General features: G+C 67.3%; 14 protein-coding genes. 9 read left to right on the top strand and 5 right to left on the bottom strand.

Annotation, left to right across the window (positions count from 1 at the left end):
• Positions 1 to 116: 116 nt before the first annotated feature.
• Positions 117 to 383 carry a hypothetical protein gene (locus tag OXG79_07915; protein ID MCY3783695.1) on the bottom strand — a complete coding sequence of 89 codons (267 nt, stop codon included), beginning with the start codon at positions 381 to 383 and terminating at the stop codon, positions 117 to 119.
• 1 nt (position 384) lies between these two features.
• Positions 385 to 1,569, bottom strand: a complete 1,185-nt coding sequence (locus OXG79_07920) for a cysteine desulfurase family protein (protein MCY3783696.1) — start codon at positions 1,567 to 1,569, stop codon at positions 385 to 387.
• 240 nt (positions 1,570 to 1,809) lie between these two features.
• On the opposite strand from OXG79_07920, the gene OXG79_07925 reads away from it, so the two are divergent.
• Genes OXG79_07925 through OXG79_07940 form a run of 4 tightly spaced genes read left to right on the top strand, consistent with a single transcriptional unit; the run spans position 1,810 to position 6,836 of the window.
• On the top strand, positions 1,810 to 3,621 hold the full coding sequence (locus OXG79_07925; GenBank protein ID MCY3783697.1) for a hypothetical protein: 1,812 nt from the start codon (positions 1,810 to 1,812) through the stop codon (positions 3,619 to 3,621).
• Positions 3,608 to 4,597, top strand: coding sequence for an ornithine carbamoyltransferase (gene argF, locus OXG79_07930; GenBank protein MCY3783698.1), 990 nt, complete (start codon positions 3,608 to 3,610; stop codon positions 4,595 to 4,597). The genes OXG79_07925 and argF overlap by 14 nt, the downstream gene beginning before the upstream one ends.
• A gap of 55 nt (positions 4,598 to 4,652) precedes the next feature.
• Positions 4,653 to 5,483, top strand: a complete 831-nt coding sequence (gene cdaA, locus OXG79_07935; GenBank protein ID MCY3783699.1) for a diadenylate cyclase CdaA — start codon at positions 4,653 to 4,655, stop codon at positions 5,481 to 5,483.
• Complete coding sequence (locus OXG79_07940; protein MCY3783700.1) at positions 5,484 to 6,836, top strand: CdaR family protein; 1,353 nt, start codon at positions 5,484 to 5,486, stop codon at positions 6,834 to 6,836.
• Here OXG79_07940 and OXG79_07945 read toward each other — a convergent pair whose 3' ends face one another.
• Genes OXG79_07945 through OXG79_07955 form a run of 3 tightly spaced genes read right to left on the bottom strand, consistent with a single transcriptional unit; the run spans position 6,837 to position 11,552 of the window.
• Positions 6,837 to 8,033, bottom strand: coding sequence for a glycosyltransferase (locus OXG79_07945; protein MCY3783701.1), 1,197 nt, complete (start codon positions 8,031 to 8,033; stop codon positions 6,837 to 6,839). It lies immediately after the preceding gene.
• Position 8,034: 1 nt separating this feature from the next.
• A complete protein-coding gene (locus tag OXG79_07950; protein MCY3783702.1) occupies positions 8,035 to 10,959 on the bottom strand; it encodes a YfhO family protein in 2,925 nt (974 codons plus the stop codon).
• Positions 10,960 to 10,979: 20 nt separating this feature from the next.
• Positions 10,980 to 11,552 (bottom strand): response regulator, encoded by a 573-nt coding sequence (locus tag OXG79_07955; protein ID MCY3783703.1) that lies wholly within the window; start codon positions 11,550 to 11,552, stop codon positions 10,980 to 10,982.
• Positions 11,553 to 11,730: 178 nt separating this feature from the next.
• Here OXG79_07955 and dnaN point away from each other — a divergent pair, with 178 nt between their 5' ends.
• The 5 genes from dnaN to OXG79_07980 all read left to right on the top strand — a co-directional run bounded on the left by dnaN (position 11,731) and on the right by OXG79_07980 (position 18,879).
• A complete protein-coding gene (gene dnaN, locus OXG79_07960) occupies positions 11,731 to 12,876 on the top strand; it encodes a DNA polymerase III subunit beta (GenBank protein ID MCY3783704.1) in 1,146 nt (381 codons plus the stop codon).
• Positions 12,877 to 12,910: 34 nt separating this feature from the next.
• On the top strand, positions 12,911 to 14,527 hold the full coding sequence (gene ggt, locus OXG79_07965; protein ID MCY3783705.1) for a gamma-glutamyltransferase: 1,617 nt from the start codon (positions 12,911 to 12,913) through the stop codon (positions 14,525 to 14,527).
• 30 nt (positions 14,528 to 14,557) lie between these two features.
• Positions 14,558 to 16,192: a fused MFS/spermidine synthase gene (locus OXG79_07970; protein ID MCY3783706.1), complete on the top strand. Its 1,635-nt coding sequence runs from the start codon at positions 14,558 to 14,560 to the stop codon at positions 16,190 to 16,192.
• Between the two features lie 725 nt (positions 16,193 to 16,917).
• The gene (locus OXG79_07975) at positions 16,918 to 17,811 is read left to right on the top strand and encodes a DUF3048 domain-containing protein (GenBank protein MCY3783707.1); all 894 of its coding nucleotides are present in this window, start codon (positions 16,918 to 16,920) and stop codon (positions 17,809 to 17,811) included.
• Positions 17,812 to 17,877: 66 nt separating this feature from the next.
• Positions 17,878 to 18,879 carry a C-terminal binding protein gene (locus tag OXG79_07980; GenBank protein ID MCY3783708.1) on the top strand — a complete coding sequence of 334 codons (1,002 nt, stop codon included), beginning with the start codon at positions 17,878 to 17,880 and terminating at the stop codon, positions 18,877 to 18,879.
• Positions 18,880 to 18,915 lie beyond the last annotated feature (36 nt).

Here is an 18,915-nt window from a genome sequence, read left to right on the forward strand (position 1 = left end):
AGATTCCAACCGCCAAGCCAAGGGCAAACTTGACGAGGCGTCCAAGCATCAGCCCGGGGAAACCTCCTCGCCGGAACCTACCATGACCATTATGTTAGGTCAACGACTCCAACGGGCTACGACAACAGAACGTGCGCAATGGCGACGCCGAGAATGCATCCGAGCAGCGCCGCAAGCACCGGCAGTCCGCCGATCATGAGATAGGTCGCGCCCAGCGGCGCCGCCATGAGCGCGCCGGCGGCGAATCCGCCAACCCCGAACGGCCAGTACAAGATTCCCGACCGCTGCCGGCGTCCAACGAACGCGTGGAAGAGAAACGCCACGATCGTGGCCAGCACGAGACCCAAATACACGTGCGGCGGGATGAGCAGAAAGACTTCCACGCTAGCGTGCCCCCAGGCGTGCCGCGGCTGGCTGAGGCGCGGCGTGCAGACGATTCGCGTGCCGGGCAATCACATTCGCGGCCTGCAGCACGTGCGCACGGGTCGTATCCCGGCCAAGGCTAAGCCGCAGCGGTCCCCGGCGGTAGGCGGGCGGCAGCCCGAGCGCCTCGATGACGTGGGATGGTTCCAGGGAGCCGGCCTCGCACGCGGCCCCCGATGAGGCGTCGATGCCGTCCAGGTCGAGATTGATCAACAGGGGCTCGGCGTCCACGTCGGCAAACACGAAGCTGGCAATGGACGGCAACCGAGCTGTCGGGTGCCCAGTCACTTGTGCGTGCGGCACCTTTCTCAGAACGGCGTCGATCAATTCTCCCGACAACTCGGCCAGCCGCGCATTCGTGGCGCGCCACGACGCGCAGGCCGCGGTGACCGCGTGCGCCAAGCCGACGGCTGCCGGAATGTTTTCCGTTCCCGCCCGACGACCCATCTCCTGCGCACCACCCCAAACTAGCGGTTCCAACTTCACGCCATCTCGCACGTAGAGCGCGCCGATGCCCTTAGGCCCGTAAATCTTGTGGCCAGACAGTGATAGCAGATCGACACCCAGTCGATCAACATTTATGTCGAGTTGCCCTACCGCCTGAACGGCGTCGGTGTGAAACAGCGCACCGGCCGCGCGCGCCGTCCGGGCGAGCGCCGCGATGTCTTGCACCGTGCCAATCTCGTTGTTGGCCAGAGCGATGCTGACCAGCGCGGTGTCGGGCCGCAGGTGTTCCGCCAGCATGTCCGGCGTCACACGGCCGTGGGCGTCCACTGGAACCTCGGAAACGGGGAGCCCACGGTCACGCAGCGTCCAGGCCGCGCGCAGCACGGCGTGATGCTCGATGGCGCTCACCGCCGTGTGCCTGCGGCCGCTCCGGCGAGCTAGCCCCGCGATGGCCAGGTTGCTGGCCTCGGTGCCGCCGGAGGTGAAGACGATCTCGTGCGGCTGCGCACCGAGAGCGTCCGCCACCTGTCGCCGTGCGCGGTCGAGCGCGGCGCGCGCGAGACGGCCCGACGCGTGCACGCTCGAGGGGTTGCCGAAGGGTCCGTCCAAGACTTCGACCATGGCCCGGCGGACAGCCGGATCGAGCGGCGTGGTAGCCGCGTGGTCCAGATAGATGCGATCGCGCGTGGGTGTGGTCATCACCCGTCAGGATAGGTGCGCCGGAGTGCTGGACGTGTCAATCGGTCGTGGCTTCCGTCACATCGATGTGGCGCAACGGTTGGTTTCGACGCAACGTTTCCCACAAGCACCGGCCCTGCCGAGCCCTGCTGTGATACCTTCCTATTGTCCATCACGCTTCACAATTCGCACGCCAGCGCTGCACGCGCGGCCACGTGATGTGCGCCCCCTTCTATGAGCTGCACTCGATCTATCGCTCGAATGCGTGTCTCTCGTCGGGCCGTGCTGTATACCGCGGTAACGGCCGCGGCGGCGGGCATGGCGCCGTGGAATGCCGGGGCGTTCGCTCAGCAAGCGGCAATCGCGGTCGATTCGCTGTTCCAGGACTTTTATGACCGCATGGGCGGCGTCGACGTCTTCGGCGAGCCCCTCACCGCGCGCTATGAGCTGGACGGGCGCCAGGTGCAGCTCTTCGAGAACTTTCTGCTCGAATACTGGCCCGAGCACAGCGGGACCGACTACGAAGTGCAGCCGGGATTGCTCGGCGTGAAGGTTTCGGGAAACCGCTACTTCGGGCAGGCGCAACCGTTCCGCGACAGCAGCCAAATAATCTACGTGCCGGAGACGCGCCAGTCCCTCAGGCTGGGCTTTCTCAGCTTTTGGCGCGACAGGGGAGGCGTCGATCTGTTTGGCTATCCGGTTTCCGAGGAGGTGGTTGACGACGGAGTCACGGCGCAGTGGTTTCAGCGCGGCAAGCTCACGTACGACGCCAACCGCACGCCCGAAATCCAGATTGCCGATCTGGGCCGCACGTGGCTGAGCCAGGCGCAAGACGATCTGGCCGCGACCTACGAAGTGAACGCGCCGCCCGCAACAGTGCCGAGCGGATCGACTCCGCTACGCCTGGTCATCACGAATTCGGGCACGGACACTTGGGCATCTGGCGGCGACCAGGCCGTGACCGTGGGGTTTCGATGGGCCGATCGTCATCCGCCACGCGACCGCGAGCCCCCCACTTCGATTGCGTTGCCAAGCGACGTCGCCGGCGGCGAGCAGGTCGAGGTGAATACGCTGATTTCTCTGCCCGCCGCTCCGGGGCAATACCGCGTCCAGCCCGACCTGCAGCAGAACGGCGAGTGGTTTTCGGCCAAGGGCGTGGCAACGCCCACGGTGGACACGCCCGCGCGACTGGCGGAGCCGGAAATGCGCATCGGCCTGCTCGACATCAGCGATGACAACCCCGGAGTCACTGCCGCCACCGTCACCTCCACCAACGGTCTACGCATCTTCGACGAGGGTGGCGATGAGATGGCGAGTCTCGCCGGCGGTGAGTCAGTGGTGATTCATCGCGACATCGCCGGCGAGCAGCACGTCTTGCAGCTCCCGGACAATGAGCGCGAAACCACCGTCGGTCGCGTCAAGATCTTTCCGCTCGAGGGGTCGATGCTGCGTCTGATGGAGGCGGCCCCATGGACGACCTACCGGGGCTCGTTTGAGTTCATCTGGCTGCCGCGCTATTCCGCCGCCTGGCTGGTCAACATTTTGCCGCTGGACGACTACCTGTCGGGCATTGCCGAGCAAGGCGATCACATTCCCTGGGAGGCCCTGCGGGCTTCCGCCATCGCCTTTCGCAGCTACGCCATGGCGACTCGATCGGAACGCCGGGCCAGCAACCTGGTGTTCGATGCGGCCGGCTCCACGCGTCACACGCCGACCATGTACACGCGGCATCAGGTCTATCACGGCATGGCGCGCGAGTTTTCGGGAACTCGCCTGCGCCAGGCGGTAGCCGATACTCGCGGGCAGGTGATGACCTACGACAGCGAGACGATCATGGCTGTTTACTTTTCACGCGCGGACGGGCATACCCGGAGTTGGCACGAGACGTGGGGTGGCGCCTTCAAGCCTTGGGCCGTCGGCGTGCCCGATCCCTACAGCGTCGGGCAGACGCTCTTGGGACACGGAATCGGCCTGCCGTTGCGCAGCGCGAACGCCATGGCCGAGACTGGCGCCAATGGCGAGCAGATCCTGGCCAGCTACTACTCCGACGTGGACTTCGGTGCCATCTACTAGCGGCGCGCCCGCCGTTCGCGGGCTCCAGGGACGCGACCTGCTTTCCCTGGCGGACCTCGGCAGTGGCGACGTCGCGACCATTCTGGACGCGGCCGCGCGGCTGAAACTCGCCCAAGCCAACGGCGTCCCCCACACGCTGCTCCCCGGCCGAACGCTTGGGATGCTCTTCGAGAAAGCCTCCCTGCGCACCCGCACTACGTTCGTCGTGGGCATGGTTCATCTCGGGGGACAGGCCGTTGACCTGATGGCCGAGCACACGCAGATGGGCGTGAGGGAGTCTGCGCCCGACATCGCGCGAAACCTGGAGCGCTGGGTTGACGGCGTCATGGCGCGGGTCTACGACCAGCACGTGCTCGAAGAGCTGGCCGAACATGCGCGCGTACCCGTGATCAATGGTCTCAGCGACCGCTTTCATCCATGTCAGGTGCTGGCCGACTTGCTGACGCTCCGCGAGCACGTGGGCTCGCTTTCCGGCCGCACCCTGGCGTATGTGGGCGATGGCTTCAATGTGTGTCATTCCCTGCTTCTGGGCGGCGCATTGACCGGGCTGCACGTGCGCGTCGGGACGCCCCGCGGCTATGAGCCCGACCCGGCCATCGTCGAGCAGGCGCGCGGGCTGGCTCGGGCTTCGGGCGCCAGCATCGAAGTCGTCTCAAGCGCCGAGGCGGCCGTGCGGGACGCCGACGCGGTCTATACCGACTCGTGGGTGAGCATGGGCCTGGAGGACGAACGCGCCGAGCGCCTCGCGGCGTTCGGACCGTTTCAAGTGAATGCCGACCTGATGGCCGCCGCGCAGCCGCACGCCGTGTTCATGCACTGCCTGCCGGCCCATCGCGGGCAGGAAGTCACCGACGACGTGATGGACGGTCCACAGTCCGTCGTCTTTGATCAAGCCGAGAATCGACTGCACGCACAGAAGGCGTTGCTCGTGCTGCTCATTGGCGGCGAGGCCGCCCTGGAAGCTCTGCCGCAATAGCCGGGCCTGATTCCGCGCTACACTTGGGCCAGGCGCCACGGTGGCAAAGCGAGCAGTGGAACAGCTCGAGTACCTCGTCAAAGAGTTCAGTTGGGGCGCTGCCGCGCAGATCATCCTCGTCGCGCTCCTCTTTCACGGCGTTCTGACGCTGATTCGCGGCACGCAGGCAGACATCCTGGTTCGCGGCGCCTTGGTAGTCCTGGTGGCGATTCTGGTGATTGGGCGCGTGCTGCAATTGCCGTTGATCAACTGGATCGTGGAAAACGGCCTGATCCTGCTGTCGTTCGCGGTGGTGGTGGTGTTCCAACCGGAAATCCGCCGGTTGCTTGAGCGCGTGGGTCGCACCGGCACGTTGGTGGCGCGACCGTTCGGGACCACGTCTCCCGAAGATACCGAGGTGATGATCGGGGAGGTCGTCACAGCGGTCACGGCACTCTCGGGACGGATATGGGGATCAATCATCGTGATCCAGCGAACGGGCGGGCTCGAGGAGTACGCCGCCACCGGCACTCGCCTCGAAGCTCAGCTTTCGCAAGATCTGTTGCTGACCGCGTTCCATCCGGGCTCGGAGCTGCATGACGGCGCGCTGCTCGTGCGCGGACGCATGGTGACGGCGGCGCACGTCATGCTGCCGCTGAGCGACGCGCTGGGCCCGCAAGACCACGTGGGAACGCGCCATCGCGCGGGCTTGGGCATCACCGAGGTGTCGGACGCGATCGCGGTGATGACCTCGGAAGAAAGCGGCGGCATCTCATTTGCCTCTGATGGCCGGCTCGAGCGGCACCTGACGCCGGACCAACTGCGACGCCGCCTGGAAACGGCCTTCCGCGTGCAGACCCGCGGGGCGGCGCTGCAAAACCTGCCGGCCTGGATTTCACGCCGCTAGGTGCGACGCCTCAGTCCTCAGGCGCTCTGGACAGCCCGCGCCCTGCGATTCGCGCGCCACAGCCTCGGGGTCCGGTTCCTTGTGGCGCTCGCGCTGTCGGCGCTGGTGTGGGTCGGACTCACCATCGAGGAAAACCCCGAGGCGACCGAGCCGTTCCCCGGCCGCTTGATTGTGGAGCCGGTCGGCCTCGATACGCGCAGCCTTGTCCTCGTGGAGGAAATCGCGCCGGTGCGCGTGAGCGTAATGGGACCAAAGGTCAATCTCGCCAGCCTCACCGCCGATCACTTCGTGGCCAGAGTCGATCTCGGCGGGCTTGGCGCCGGACGGCATCAGGTCGACGTGGACGTGGTGGTGTCGGATTCGCAGGTTGAAATCGTGCTCATCACGCCGGCAAACATTGCGGTTGAGCTCGATCCCGTCGTCGAGCGCAACCTGCGAGTCAATGCCCGAATCGAGAGCGACGTTGCCACGGGATATCGGGCGGATCTGTCTGGAATCACCGCCGAACCCGCCGACGCCACCGTCAGCGGCGCCTCGTCGGTCGTTGACCAAGTCGCCCGCGTTCAGGCCGCGCTCAGCCTGGAAGACGCCACGCGCGATGTCCGGGTCGAGGGCATCTTGATCCCCGTGGATCGGCAGGGAATGGAGGTGGAGGACGTGCGCGTCGATCCACCCACCGTGCTGGTGAACGTGCCCGTCAACCGGATTACCAGCCGCAAGCGCGTGCCGGTGGTTCCGCGAATCGAAGGGACGGTGGCGCCATCATTCTTCATTGCGCGGATTGGCGTCGTCCCGACCAGCGTCGAGATCGAAGGCGAGCCCGGGGCGCTCGAACGCGTGGACGCCGTGGAAACATTGCCCATCGACATTGCGGATGCCCGCGGCGACATCGAGCGCGACGTTGGGTTCGAGGCGCCCGAGGGCATCACGATTCGCAGCGATCAGCCATTCGCGCAAGTTGCGGTGGTCGTCGAACCGCTCGACGAAACCACCACCATTCAGGTGGCGGTGGTCCTGACGAATCTCGGCACCGGCCTCCAGGCGATCGCCGACCAACCGTTCCTGCAGATTGTGATGTCGGGTCCCGCCGAGGTACTACAAGGCTTGCGCGGCGGCGACATCCTGGCGGAGGTCGATTTGAGCAATCGCGCGCCGGGCCTCCACCAGATCCGACCGGTGATCACGAATCCCGCGCCGGATACCCTGCGCATGGTGCGGCACACGCCGGCGGTCGTGGACGTGCGCATCTCACCGCTCGATGCCCCAAGCGCCGCACCGGCGACGACCGCCATACCCGGTCCGGGCGGCGCCGTGCCGGCAGCCACGCCAACCCCGACCGGATCGGCCAGCTAGCTAACCGCGAGCCCTCGCCAGGTCCGCCAGCACGCCCTCGTACAACGCACTGAGCGGGGCAGTGAGCCGCTTCCATGCAAGCTCGCCCATCGCATAGGTGCGAGCTTGCTCCGCCACCCGGCCCCGATTGGGATCTTGCAACGCGCTCACAGCCGCGGCCGTGAGAGCCTCCATCGACGCGTCACGCGCCAGATATCCGGTTTCGCCGTCGCGCACGTAGGTCGTGGCTTCCCCGACCGGTGAGGCCACGATCGGCACACCGGCCACCATCAAGTCCATGTATCGCACCGAGCACTTCGAGCGGTTGGCCACGGTGTCCGCCATCGGCATGAGCGCGACATCACAGTCCGCGAAGAACGCTCCAAGCTGCGCGAAGTCGATCCATCCGCAAGGCCGGACGCGGTCGGACAAGCTCTGCGCTTCGAGGACTGGCAGCAGGTGCGGCAGCGGCGAGTGAGGCCCGGCGCCCACAATGGACAATGTGAGATTGGGCACACGTGTCAGCGTGCCGACCACGAGCCGCACCCAATCGTCGGGGGACGCGTCGTAGAAGCGCGTATAGATCACCGCGTGGGGGCGCGGCGGGGTCGACGACGGTTGCGGAGTCTCGCCCCACGCCCGATAGGTGGCGGCCTCATAGCCGTTCACGATGCGCTTGACCGGTTCAGCGCCGCGCCGCCACGCCAGTTCCGCGCTGGCGGCGGTGCGCGCGTCGCAGGCCCCGAGGCCCCAGGTCTCCTGCCGCTCGAATATCTCGCGCTGCCACCAGGAGTAGGGCTCGTTGACGCTCCACCCGGCCTTGCCTTCCCAATCGTCACAGTCCAGCACCAGCCCCGGCCGGTCGCGCTTGCGCCAGAGCAAGGCTTGCACCAGCCCCGACACCGCCTTGGGCTTGAACAGGTGGACGATGTCCGGTCGCCACTGCGCGAGCCGGTGCACGGCGCTTCTGGCCAGCGCCACCTGCGTCCACGGAGCCCCGACCAGCGGCAGGGCCGCGCCGCGCGGTCGGGGGAGTGCGTGGACCTCGACGCCGGCATCGCTCCACCGCCGCCCGTAGCTGGCCGGATCATCGTAGGGAGGAACCACCACCCGCACCTGGTGCCCGCGCGCAGCCATGGCGCGCGCCATCGGCATCACGCGGCGCGCGGTCGTGTTCTTCGGCGCGAACCCAAAGGGCGCGACGTAGACCAGGTTCACGCTAGGCCGCGCGTCGCCAGGCCAGCAGCGCCAGCACCCCCAGCACCCAGAGAGCACCGGCGACGCCGCTGACGATGGCGCCGACGCGCAGCGGGTGCGATGAGAACTCAAACGTGACCGTATGCCGCCCGGCGGAGGGAATCAGCACAGCCCGTTGCGCCAGATTCGCCTGCCAGATCGTGGTGCGTCCGCCGTCGATATATGCCTCCCAACCCGGGTACAACGTGTCGTTGAGCACCAGCATGCGCGGGCCCTCGGAGACGACCTCGATGGTGACGCGCTCCGGGGTGTCCTCGATCATCACGGCCGTCGCCGGGGCGTCGAACCTGATCCAGGCGTCGCGCGTTCCAAACTCACGCCTGAGGCGCGCCACGTCGTCGGGAAGGACGAGACCCACCGGCTCACGGCGTTGCATGATTCCCATGTCCTCCAGGGCACGGCGAATCGGGTTAGAAAGCTCAGGGTCACGTGTCGACGTGGTCAGCCACGCCTCCTCGGTTGGGACAAACCCCGGGTACGACAGCGCCCGGCTGGCGCTGGCAACGGTTCCCGCCAATCCCACGCGCACCGGCATCCAAATGCGCTGGGCCTCCCGCGCGCGCCGCGTGATGGTCACGTCTCCGGCCAGCTCCACGAGCATTCCGCGTCCGGGGCGCAGGAGCACGCCCACCGACGACCCGTCGTCCAGCAGCAGCGAGAGTCCGCGGACGTCGAGCACTCCGCCGAGCGGCTCAATGGTGATGTCCGTGACGTGCATGGAGGTTTCCAATCGCGCGCTCGACAGCACCGTGTGCGGCGGCAAGCCGTCCCGCGACGGCGTAGGCGACGCATTCGCCAGTCCGACAAACGTCGGGTCGCCGGCGTCGCGCTGCAGCGGCCACTCGACCTCACCGCCGCCCGCGTCGGTCAGCACGATGCGGCCGGCCTCGGGGCCGGTGTCGCCAGGAGCCCCAGACGCGAGAATGGCGACGCCCGTCACGCCGGCAACATCGAGGGCGTCGATGTGGAGCGGCTCCCTGAGTCTCGCGACCAGCCGCAGATCGAACGCGGCGACATCGGTCTCGAAGGCGTCGAAGCGATCGTCTATCACCACGTCAACACTCAGCATGTCCAAGGCGTGATTCGACGGCACGGTCTTGAGCTGATTCAGCAACAGCGCGTCGGGATGGGCCGCCGAGCCGGGAATCACCGTCTCGCGCAGCGCCACGTGGGTGGAGAGCGGCAAGAGGCCGCCGTCGTAGCCGTCGGGCGTGTCCAGCCCGTAGGCCATGGTGAGATTCGGATTCAAGATGTCCCGGTTCTTCCAGGCCACCTTGAACTCTCGCCACGGCACCTCGCCGAGCTGATCGAACCACGCGCTGGCAAGCGCCGCACGGTCGGGATCGTTGATCTCGTAGGAGGGATCGGCCATCGAGAGGACCCTTCCCGAACCGGCAATCTCGTTCAAGCGCGGCAGTGACTGGCCCTTTGCTTCGTAGGCGTCAATGGGAATCGCTTCCCTGATGGCCGCGGGGCCGGCCGCTGCGGCAAGCTCCGCGACGACGATGAGGGGCGCCACCCAGGCGACTGCGGGGCGGGGCGCCAGCATGGCGAGCGTCACGAAGACGACCGCGACCGCGGCGACGAGCCCCCACGTCCAGGCAAGACCGTCGCGCAGGGGCGGCTCGGCGATAGCAACTCCGAGCGACAACCCGCCCAATCCCGCGAGCACCGCGAGCCAGGCGCCGAGCCGCCGGAGGCGCTCGCGCCGCGGCCGGTCCGATGCCGCCATCAGCGCGTCGGCGCCGTAGGCCGCCAGCAACGCCAGCGCGAATACGGCGACGAGGAGCCAGCGCGCCGGCACGCGGAAGAGCGCGACACCAGGCACCACCCGATGCGCCAACCCGAACAACGGCGTTGCCGGTCCCAAGGCCAGCAGGATCGCCACCAACGCCGCCAGGACTAGAAAGACAACGCGCGGCTCGCGCCAGCGATGCACCGCGCCAAGCGCCGCCAGCACAACGCCCACGACGCCGACGTAGGCCACGAACTCCGTGCTCGACGGCAGATGCAGAAACGTTGGGAGCAGGCCGGGCAGCGCCTCTCCAGTCGGCAGCGAAAAGGAGACCGCCTCGTGAAACATCAGCCCGCCGGAACGGATGCCCTCACGCGAAAGATCGAGGGCCGGCACGATCTGGGCCGCGGCAAGCCCGGCGCCGCCCACGACGCCGATGAGCCACATTGACAGCCCGATCAGCGCCCCATGCGCTCGCTGCCGCGAGGACGCATTCCCCACACGCCGGAACCCGGCCACGAGCGCCCAGGCCAAACCCAGCATCAAGCCCATATAGGCCGTCTGCGGGTGACCGGCCAGCATCATCAACGCCACGATCAGCGGCGCCACCGCCCACCAGCGCTTGCCCCCCGCCACGCCCAGTTCGATGGCCAGAATCAGCAACGGAATCCATGCAGCCACGCTGACCTGGTTGATGTGCTCCATCTGCCCGGCGAAGAACCCGCTGAACGCGAAGGCCGCGGCTCCGGTCGCAGCGGCTGGCCACCCGAGGCGCAGGCCCACGCGAATAAGGGCCAACATCCCGACGGCTCCCAGCGCCACGTGCAGCATCAACGCCGTCGAGAGAGCACGCGCCGGATCCAGCAGATACAGGGGCCAGTTGGGCGGATAGAGCACCGCCGACTGCGTGTTCGCCAGGAACGGCACGCCCATGAATACGTGCGGATTCCAGAGCGGAAGGCGGCCCTCGCCAAGCGACGCCGCGGCGTAGGCCCAGTAGGGATAGAAATAGGTCTGCGTGTCGTATCCCGAGAGCACCAGGCCCTCGAAGATCAGCCGGCTGTAGATGGTGAGCAGGCCGGCTAATGCCAGACCCGCAGCCGCGATGACGCCCAGGCGCGATCCACGCGGCCGCGCGTCAATCGTCGTCACCGTGCGCGCGCCGCTGCTTGCTAGATCTCTTCCGACAAGATGATGGCTTCGGCGACCTCGCGCATCGGCTTGCGACGGTCCATGCTGAGCTTTTGGATGCGTCTAAACGCCTCGGGCTCATCCAAGCCGAGTTTCGTCATCAGCAGACCTTTGGCGCGCTCGACCGCCTTGCGCGTTTCGAGCTGATCCTTGAGATCGGCCACCTCGTCGCTGATGGCCAGGAACTCGCGGTAGCGCGACATGGCCACTTCCAGCGCCGCCTCGAGCTCGTTGTCGCGCAACGGCTTGAGGACGTAGTTGATGGCGCCGGCTTCGAGCGCCTGGCTGATGAGGTGTCGGTCCGAGTACGAGGTGACCAGCACGACCGGGGCGATGCGCTCGTCGGTGAGGCGGCGCGCGGCCTCGATGCCGTCCATCTCCGGCATGCGGATATCCATGACGACGACGTCGGGCCGCAGCTCGCGCGCCATTTTGACCGCGCTCTCGCCGTCACCGGCCTCACCGACGACCTGATAGCCGGACGCCTGCAGGCGCTCGGTGAGGTCCATCCGGATGATGGTCTCGTCTTCTGCCACGATTACACGCAAGGACACGCCACTATCACCTTCAGCGCGGAGGCCGGGTGGATCGCCCGGCGCAGAGTCAGCCTAGCAGCATCCAGATTCGCGTTGACGCCCTCACCCCACAACCCCTAGTATCCGCTGGCCATGCACACCCTATGGATGGCGTGTGCGGTGATGAAAATCCGCAAATGATTGGGAGGACATGCGGATGCGTGTGACCTGCCTGCAAGAGAACCTGAGCCGCGGCCTGGCGCTCGTGAGCCGCGCCGTCGCCACCCGGAGCACGCTGCCCGTGTTGAGCAACGTGCTATTGCAGTCCGAAGACGGCGGGCTGCGGCTTTCGGGCATGAACCAGCAGCTCGCGATGTCGGTGTGGCTGGGCGCGAGCGTCGAAGACGAGGGCGCCATCACCGTGCCCGCCCGGCTGTTGAGCGATTTCGTCGCCCAGCTTCCCGAGGGGCCGGTGACCGTGGCCACCGACGATGAAACCGACAGCCTCAGCGTCGCGTCCGGTCGGTACCAGGCCAAGATCAAGGGGCTGAGCGCCGAAGATTTTCCGCCCATCCCGACGACGGGCGACGAGCGCGAGGTCGACCTGGCCACCGACCTCCTGGCCGACGTGATCGGTCAGGTGGTGACCGCGGCCGCAACCGACGACAGCCGACCGGTGCTGGCCGGCGTGTCGATCACCATCGGCCCGGACCACATCGAGCTGGCCGCCGCCGACGGCTATCGACTGGCCGTGCGCCGCGAGGACGTGGAAACTGGCCTGGCCGAGCCGGTGCAGATCGTCGTGCCGCGTCCAGCCATGGTCGAGCTGCAGCGAATGCTGGCCGACGATCCGGGCACCGTGACCATCGGGCTCAGCGAAACGCAGTCGCAGGTCTTGTTCCGCACGAGCACAGTTACCTTCATCGCCACGCTCATCGACGGGCAGTTTCCGAATTACCCGCAGCTGATCCCAGGCGAAGTCGACACGCGCGTCGTGGTCGACACGCAAGCCTTTGCGCAGGCCACCCGCATCGCTTCCCTCTTCGCAAGCTCCGGGGCAAATGTCATCAAGCTGCACGTGCAGCCAGGCGCCGAAGGAGAATCCGGCCGCATGGTGCTGACGTCGAACTCGGCCGAGCTTGGCGAAAACTCCGGCGAGCTCGACGCCGAGGTCAGCGGCGACGGCGGGCTCATTGCCTTCAATCCCCGCTTCTTGTCCGAGTGCCTGGGCTCGATCGCCACCGAGCGCATCTCGGTGGGCACCTCCGGCGCCACCAGCCCCGGACGATTTCGTCCCGTGGACGGCGACCAGGAGGTCGAGACCCACAGCCACGTGATCATGCCCATGCACACGGTGAGCTAGGCATCGCGGGCGACCGTCGCCGTCAGGTCGCGGCATGACCGCTGCCGCCGGCTTGGGCAGCCGGGCGTTTGTGAGCACCGGCCGAGGACCGGTGGTGGCGGCGCACACGATGGTGTCGACCGGCCACCCTCTGGCAACGGCCACGGGGATTCGCCTGCTCCTGGACGGCGGCAACGCGTTCGATGCCGCGATTGGGGCCGCCGCCGTCATCGCGGTGGTCGAGCCCAGCTCCAACCAAATCGGCGGCGACGTGTTTGCGCTCTGTCGTCCGGCGGCCACGGGCATCGTCGAAGCCGTCAACGCCAGCGGGCCGGCGCCGACAGCCGCTGATCCATCGGGCTACGCCGAGGGCATTCCCACCCACGGGCTGCGGTCCGCCACGCTGCCGGGCGCCGTCGCCGCCTGGGAGGTGATCAACCGGCGGTATGGGCAGGCGCCGCTGGAGCGCCTGCTGGCGCCCGCCATCGTGTATGCCAGCGGCGGGTTTCCCGTCGACATGGCGCTGGCCGGCGCGATCAGCCAGTCGCTCGAGGCGCTCAAGCAATTCCCCGCCACGGCCGCGGTGCTTTGCCCCAGCGGTCGCGCACCGCGACCCGGCGAGACTCTGGTGCAGCCGGACCTGGCGCGGACTCTCCGCGAGATCGCGGCCAATGGATCCGCCGGGTTCTACCAGGGGCTGTTTGCCGAGCGCTTGCTGCAAGCATCCGAAGCATCCGGGGGAGATTGGTCCGTCGAAGACCTGGCCGCCATGCCGGTTGAAGTCCTCCCGCCGCTGCGCACGGTCTATCGCGGCTATGCGGTGCTCGAGCAGCCGCTGCCGTCGCAGGGCTATCTCGTGCTCGCCGACCTCAACATCGCCGAGGGATTTGACGTGGCGGCGCTGCGATTCGGCACGGCGAACAGCCTCCACATCATGGTCGAGGCGCACAAACTGGCCTTCGCCGACCGCTTGGCGCACCTCGGCGACCCCGCGCACGTGGACGTCCCCGTCGACATGCTCGTGTCCAAGGAGTTCGCCGCCCGGCGGCGGATGATGCTGAACCCAGCGCGGGCATCAGTGCGTCCGGCGTCGAATGACCCGAGCGGTGTGGGACAGGACACCACGGCCGTGTCCGTCGTGGACGAGGACGGCAACGCCATCACACTGATTCAGAGCGTCTTTCAACAATTGGGCTCGGCGTTCATCGTTCCGGGGACCGGCGTGCTGCTCAACAATCGAATGAATGGGTTTTCGCTCGACCCGGCGAGTCCCAACTGCCTCGCCGGAGGCAAACGGCCCATCCATACGCTCAACACCTACATGGTCCAGCGCGAAGGTGCGTTGATGATGCTGGGCGGGTCGCCGGGCGGCCATTTCCAGACCCAGGCAAACTTCCAAGTCTTGACCAACGTCATCGACCACGGGATGCACTGGCAGGCCGCGATGGACGCCCCACGCTGGTATCACGACGCCGACACGGACACGTTGACGCTTGAGTCTCGGTTCGAGTTGGACGTCGCCAGCGCCCTGGAGCGGCGTGGTCACGGCGTCGCCTGGGCGCCCGCGTTCACCCCGCGTGCCCGCAGCCAAGGCATCATGCTCGACCCGGCGAGCGGGGCCCGGTTTGGCGCAACCGACCCACGATGGCACGGACAAGTTCTAGGGTATTGACCCGGCTGGCGATATGCTGACGTTCGCCCCATGGGCCAATCTGCCGCGGAGACCTGGAGAACGCTGATCGACGCCCCAACGTCCGCCGGCGACCACATGCCGCCCGCACCAAGCGACTCGCCGTCCAACTCGTCGCGCATCGCGCTGGTGCTGGTGACCACGTTCTTTTCCGGCATGTCGATCCTGGCCGTCGAGATCACGGCCTCTCGCCTGCTGGCGCCGTTCTTCGGCACCAGCACCATCATTTGGGCCGTCGTCATCGGGCTGACGCTGCTGTATCTCTCCATCGGCTACTGGATCGGCGGCATGGTGGCGGATCGCCGGCCGCGTGAGTCGACCCTGTTCCACATCATCGCCATCGCGGCATTTGGCGTGGGGCTGATTCCTTTTGTCGCCGGCCCGGTGCTCGAAATCTCGTCCGAGGCCATCGCGAGTTTGAGCGGGGGGCTGTTTTTTGGCTCCCTGGTCGGCGTGCTGCTGCTGTTTTCGGTGCCGCTGACCATGCTGGGCATGGTGTCCCCATTTGCGATTCGCCTGGTCACCCGAGACGTGCAGCACGCTGGCCGCCGGGCCGGGCAGGTCTACGCGCTCAGCACCATCGGCAGCATCGTCGGGGCTTTTCTGCCCGTGCTCACCCTTGTGCCGACCTTTGGCACACGCCTGACCTTCTTGATCTTCGCTTGGGTGCTGCTCGGCCTGGCGCTACTCGGCGCGCGAAGCAACGTGCGCCGGGTCATCTACGCCGCCTTTGCCGTCATCATCATCATCCTGTGGCTCGTCATCCGGCCCGGCGCCGTCCGGCCCGTGGACGGCTTGGTGTGGGAGGGCGACTCCGCCATTCAGTTCATCCAGGTCATCGACGATCCGGGGCGGGGGCTGCGCCTGGTGCTCAATGAGGGCATTGGCACTCACTCCATCTACCACCCCGAGCATCTGCTCACCGGCGGGCCGTGGGACTACTTCCTGCTGGCGCCACTGATTGGCGGACAAGCGATGGCCGACGTGGACTCCCTCCTGGTCGTCGGCCTTGGCGCGGGCACGGTCTCCAAGCAGTACACCGCCGTGTACGGCGACGACGTGAAAATCGACGGCGTCGAGCTCGATCCCAAGGTCATCGAGCTCGGCCAGCGCTACTTCGACATGAACGAACCGAATCTGAAAACCATCGCCGCCGATGGCCGCACCTTCCTCCAGCATTCAGACGACCGCTACGACGTCATCGCCGTGGATGCCTACCGCCAGCCCTACATCCCGTTTCACCTAGTGACCCGCGAATTCTTCCAGGAGGCCCGCGACCGCCTGCGGCCAAACGGCGTACTGGCGCTCAATGCCGGGCGCACCGGCCAGGACTTTCGCCTGGTCGAAGTCCTGTCATCCACGATGCGGGCCGTCTTTCCCTACATCTACGTGATCGACCTTCCGACGGGCTACAACAACAGCCTGATCTACGGCGCCTTGCGCCCGATTTCCGACGAAGAGCTCCATGCCGCCGCGCTGGCGACCGACAATCCCGTCATGGAAGTGATCGCGAAGCGCCCGTGGCGGCTGCGACCCGTACCGGAGTCCACGGAGGTCTACACCGACGACTGGGCGCCCGTTGAACGCCTGATCGACGACATCATCGTGCGCGAGGCGCTTGGCGGCGCGCGGGGGCGAGCGCGATAGGGCAACTCGGAGTGATTTCTTGGCGACGGCACGATTCCGGCGTCGTCCGTCACTTCTGACGGCCGGATTGCCTTGACTTCGGCGCACGGGCCGGCACGGACGGCTCCCCAGCCGTGAGCGAAGGCACGCCGTGCAACCCTGTGCAGGGAGGGTTTGAGCAAACTCGAATGTCCCGCACCCAGCGACGGAGTTCACGACGCGCCGTGCTGCGCGCCTCGGTTGGTGTAGCGGCGGCGGCCCTTGCCGCGGCGTGCGGCGAAGGCGTTCCAGACTCGCAAACCACCCCCACGCCAATTGCCCCAGCCCCGGCGGAGCCGACGGCGCCGTCTGCCACCCAGGTGTCAACCCCGGCCTCACCAGAAGCTGCGACTCCGCCGGCGTCCCTCACGTCAGCCACGGACACGCCGGCGCCAACGGTGGCACGGACGACGGTGGGAGCCGCGCCGCCCACGGCCCAGGCGCAACCGGTGACAGCGGCTCCGGCAGCGATTCGCACGGCTGTGCCAACGGGCGCCACCGCGCCCGCGGCAGCTCGATCACCGACATCGCCCACAGCCTCCCCCGCGACGGCACCGCCGGTCACGGCGGCTCCCCGGCCTACGGCCGTCGCCGTCGGGCGGCCAACCGCCGCTCCGACGCCAACGCCGCGCACAACCCCAACGCCTGTTGCGACGCCAGCCCCCGAGGCAACGCCGACGCCCACACCGTCTCCGCACCGTTCGCCGTTGACCGGCCTGCCAATCTCGGCGGAGGCGCTCGACCGTCGCGTGGTCGCGGTCAAGATCGACAACGCCCCGGGGGCCCGTCCCCAGAGCGGTCTGAGCCAGGCGGACATCGTCTACGAGCACGAAACCGAAGGCTCCGTGACCCGCTACACGGCGTTTTTCCTGGATAGCGAGGTCGACCTTGTCGGACCGATTCGCAGTTCGCGATTCGTGGATCGCGACCTCGTCCAGCAATTCGACGCGCTGTTCGCCCACGTCGGCGCCAGCCAGCCGGTGATGCAAGACCTGCGTGCTTCGGCCGCGGCCGACATGGACCAGTTCTACTTCGCCGGGGACCGCCCCTACACGCGTCTCACGAGCCGCCCGTCGCCGTTCAACGTGTACGCGAGCCTGGCTAGCCTGCGCGACTTCGGCGCCCGCCGCTATTCAACCCGACGCTGGATTGAAGGTCTGGAGTTCACGGAGGATCCTCAAGGTCTCGGCGCCGTGCGGTCCATCACCATTCCGCCGGGCCCGCAAACCTATTTTCAAGTGCACTACAGCTATGACCCGGCCATCGGACAGTGGCGACGCTCGCTGGCCGGTGCTCCGGACATCGACGCGGCAAACGATGCCCCCATCACCGTCGCCAACGTGGTGATTCAGCACGTCGATATCCGGGTCACGGCCTTTATCGAGGACTCGCTCGGCAATCTCTCGCTGGCGATCCCCACCACCGGCTCGGGCCCGGTGACCGTGTTTCGCGATGGCTTGCGAATCCAGGGCACGTGGGAACGGCCCAATGCCAAGGCCGTCACGCGTTTCAAGACCGCGCGCGGCACCCCGTTGGAGCTGCGGCCCGGCCATACCTGGGTCCACCTGCTCGACGTCGACCAGCCCGTCGACAGCGGCTGATCTCAACCGCGGCGTTCTTCGCCGGTGGCGTACGCTAGCGGCGCCCATCGCAGGCCGGAGCCCGTCATGACCACCGAGCGCGTTGTCCTACTTCCCGAGCCGCAGCACCAGATGCTCTTGCAGCATCGCCAAGTCGTCGAGGAGGCAGGCGGAACCATTCGGCACGCCGACCTGCACGATGCCGCGGTTCGCCGCGCCGCCCTGCCGGAGGCGACCGTCGTCGTGGTGCAGGGACACGAAATGGTTGACGAGGACTTCGCCGCCGGCGCGAGCTTGCACGCCGTGTGCTGCTGGTCGGACGGCGTGGACACGGTGGACTTGGAAGCGGCCACACGGCACGGCGTGCCGGTTGGCAACGTTCCCGACCTCTGCATCGACGAAGTGGCCGACCACGCGCTGATGCTGCTGCTGGCCTGCTACCGCCGGCTCGGCTTTGCCTACCGGCAGATCCACGAGCGCCTGCCGCTCTCGCGCTACGACATCTGCGACGCTGCGGAGCCGTGGCCCCGGCTGCGCGGGCTCACCCTGGGCCTGCTTGCATTCGGCAACATCGCGCAGGCCATGGCCCTGCGGTGCCAGGTGCTGGGCATGTCGGTCATCGCGCACGATCCCTACATCGACCCCAGCGTCATGCACGACATGAATGTCGAGCCCGTCGAATTCGACGACCTGCTGCGCCGTTCCGACTATCTCTCGATCCACGCACCGCTCAATCCGAACACTCACCACCTGTTCGACGCTGACGCCCTGTCGAAGATGAAGTCGAGCGCGTTTCTGATCAACACCGCGCGGGGGCCGATCGTGGACGAGGCGGCGCTTGTGGCCGCGCTCCGAGCGGGAACAATTGCCGGCGCCGGGCTGGACGTGTTCGAGGTCGAGCCCGCGACCCACGACAACCCGCTGCTCTCGATGCCCAACGTCGTCACCACGCCGCATCACGCCGGCGAGTCCGATGAGATGCACGCCTTCGGTCCCGAGGCGGCCATGAACGACGTGGCCCACGTGTTGCGGGGCAATCCGCCGCGATCCGTTCAGAACCGGGCCGTGCTTGGCGAAGGCGGCGGCTAGCTTCGCGCCATGTGTGGCGCGCGCGTCGGGCGCAAG

The sequence above is a fragment of the Chloroflexota bacterium genome (assembly GCA_026706485.1).
Classification (GTDB): domain Bacteria; phylum Chloroflexota; class UBA11872; order UBA11872; family UBA11872; genus JAJECS01.

Coding starts and splice junctions, on each gene's coding strand:
- OXG79_07970 (MCY3783706.1), top strand. CDS start 14,558: ATGGGCCAATCTGCCGCGGAGACCTGGAGAACGCTGATCGACGCCCCA.
- OXG79_07925 (MCY3783697.1), top strand. CDS start 1,810: ATGCGTGTCTCTCGTCGGGCCGTGCTGTATACCGCGGTAACGGCCGCG.
- OXG79_07980 (MCY3783708.1), top strand. CDS start 17,878: ATGACCACCGAGCGCGTTGTCCTACTTCCCGAGCCGCAGCACCAGATG.
- dnaN (MCY3783704.1), top strand. CDS start 11,731: ATGCGTGTGACCTGCCTGCAAGAGAACCTGAGCCGCGGCCTGGCGCTC.
- OXG79_07920 (MCY3783696.1), bottom strand. CDS start 1,569: ATGACCACACCCACGCGCGATCGCATCTATCTGGACCACGCGGCTACC.
- ggt (MCY3783705.1), top strand. CDS start 12,911: ATGACCGCTGCCGCCGGCTTGGGCAGCCGGGCGTTTGTGAGCACCGGC.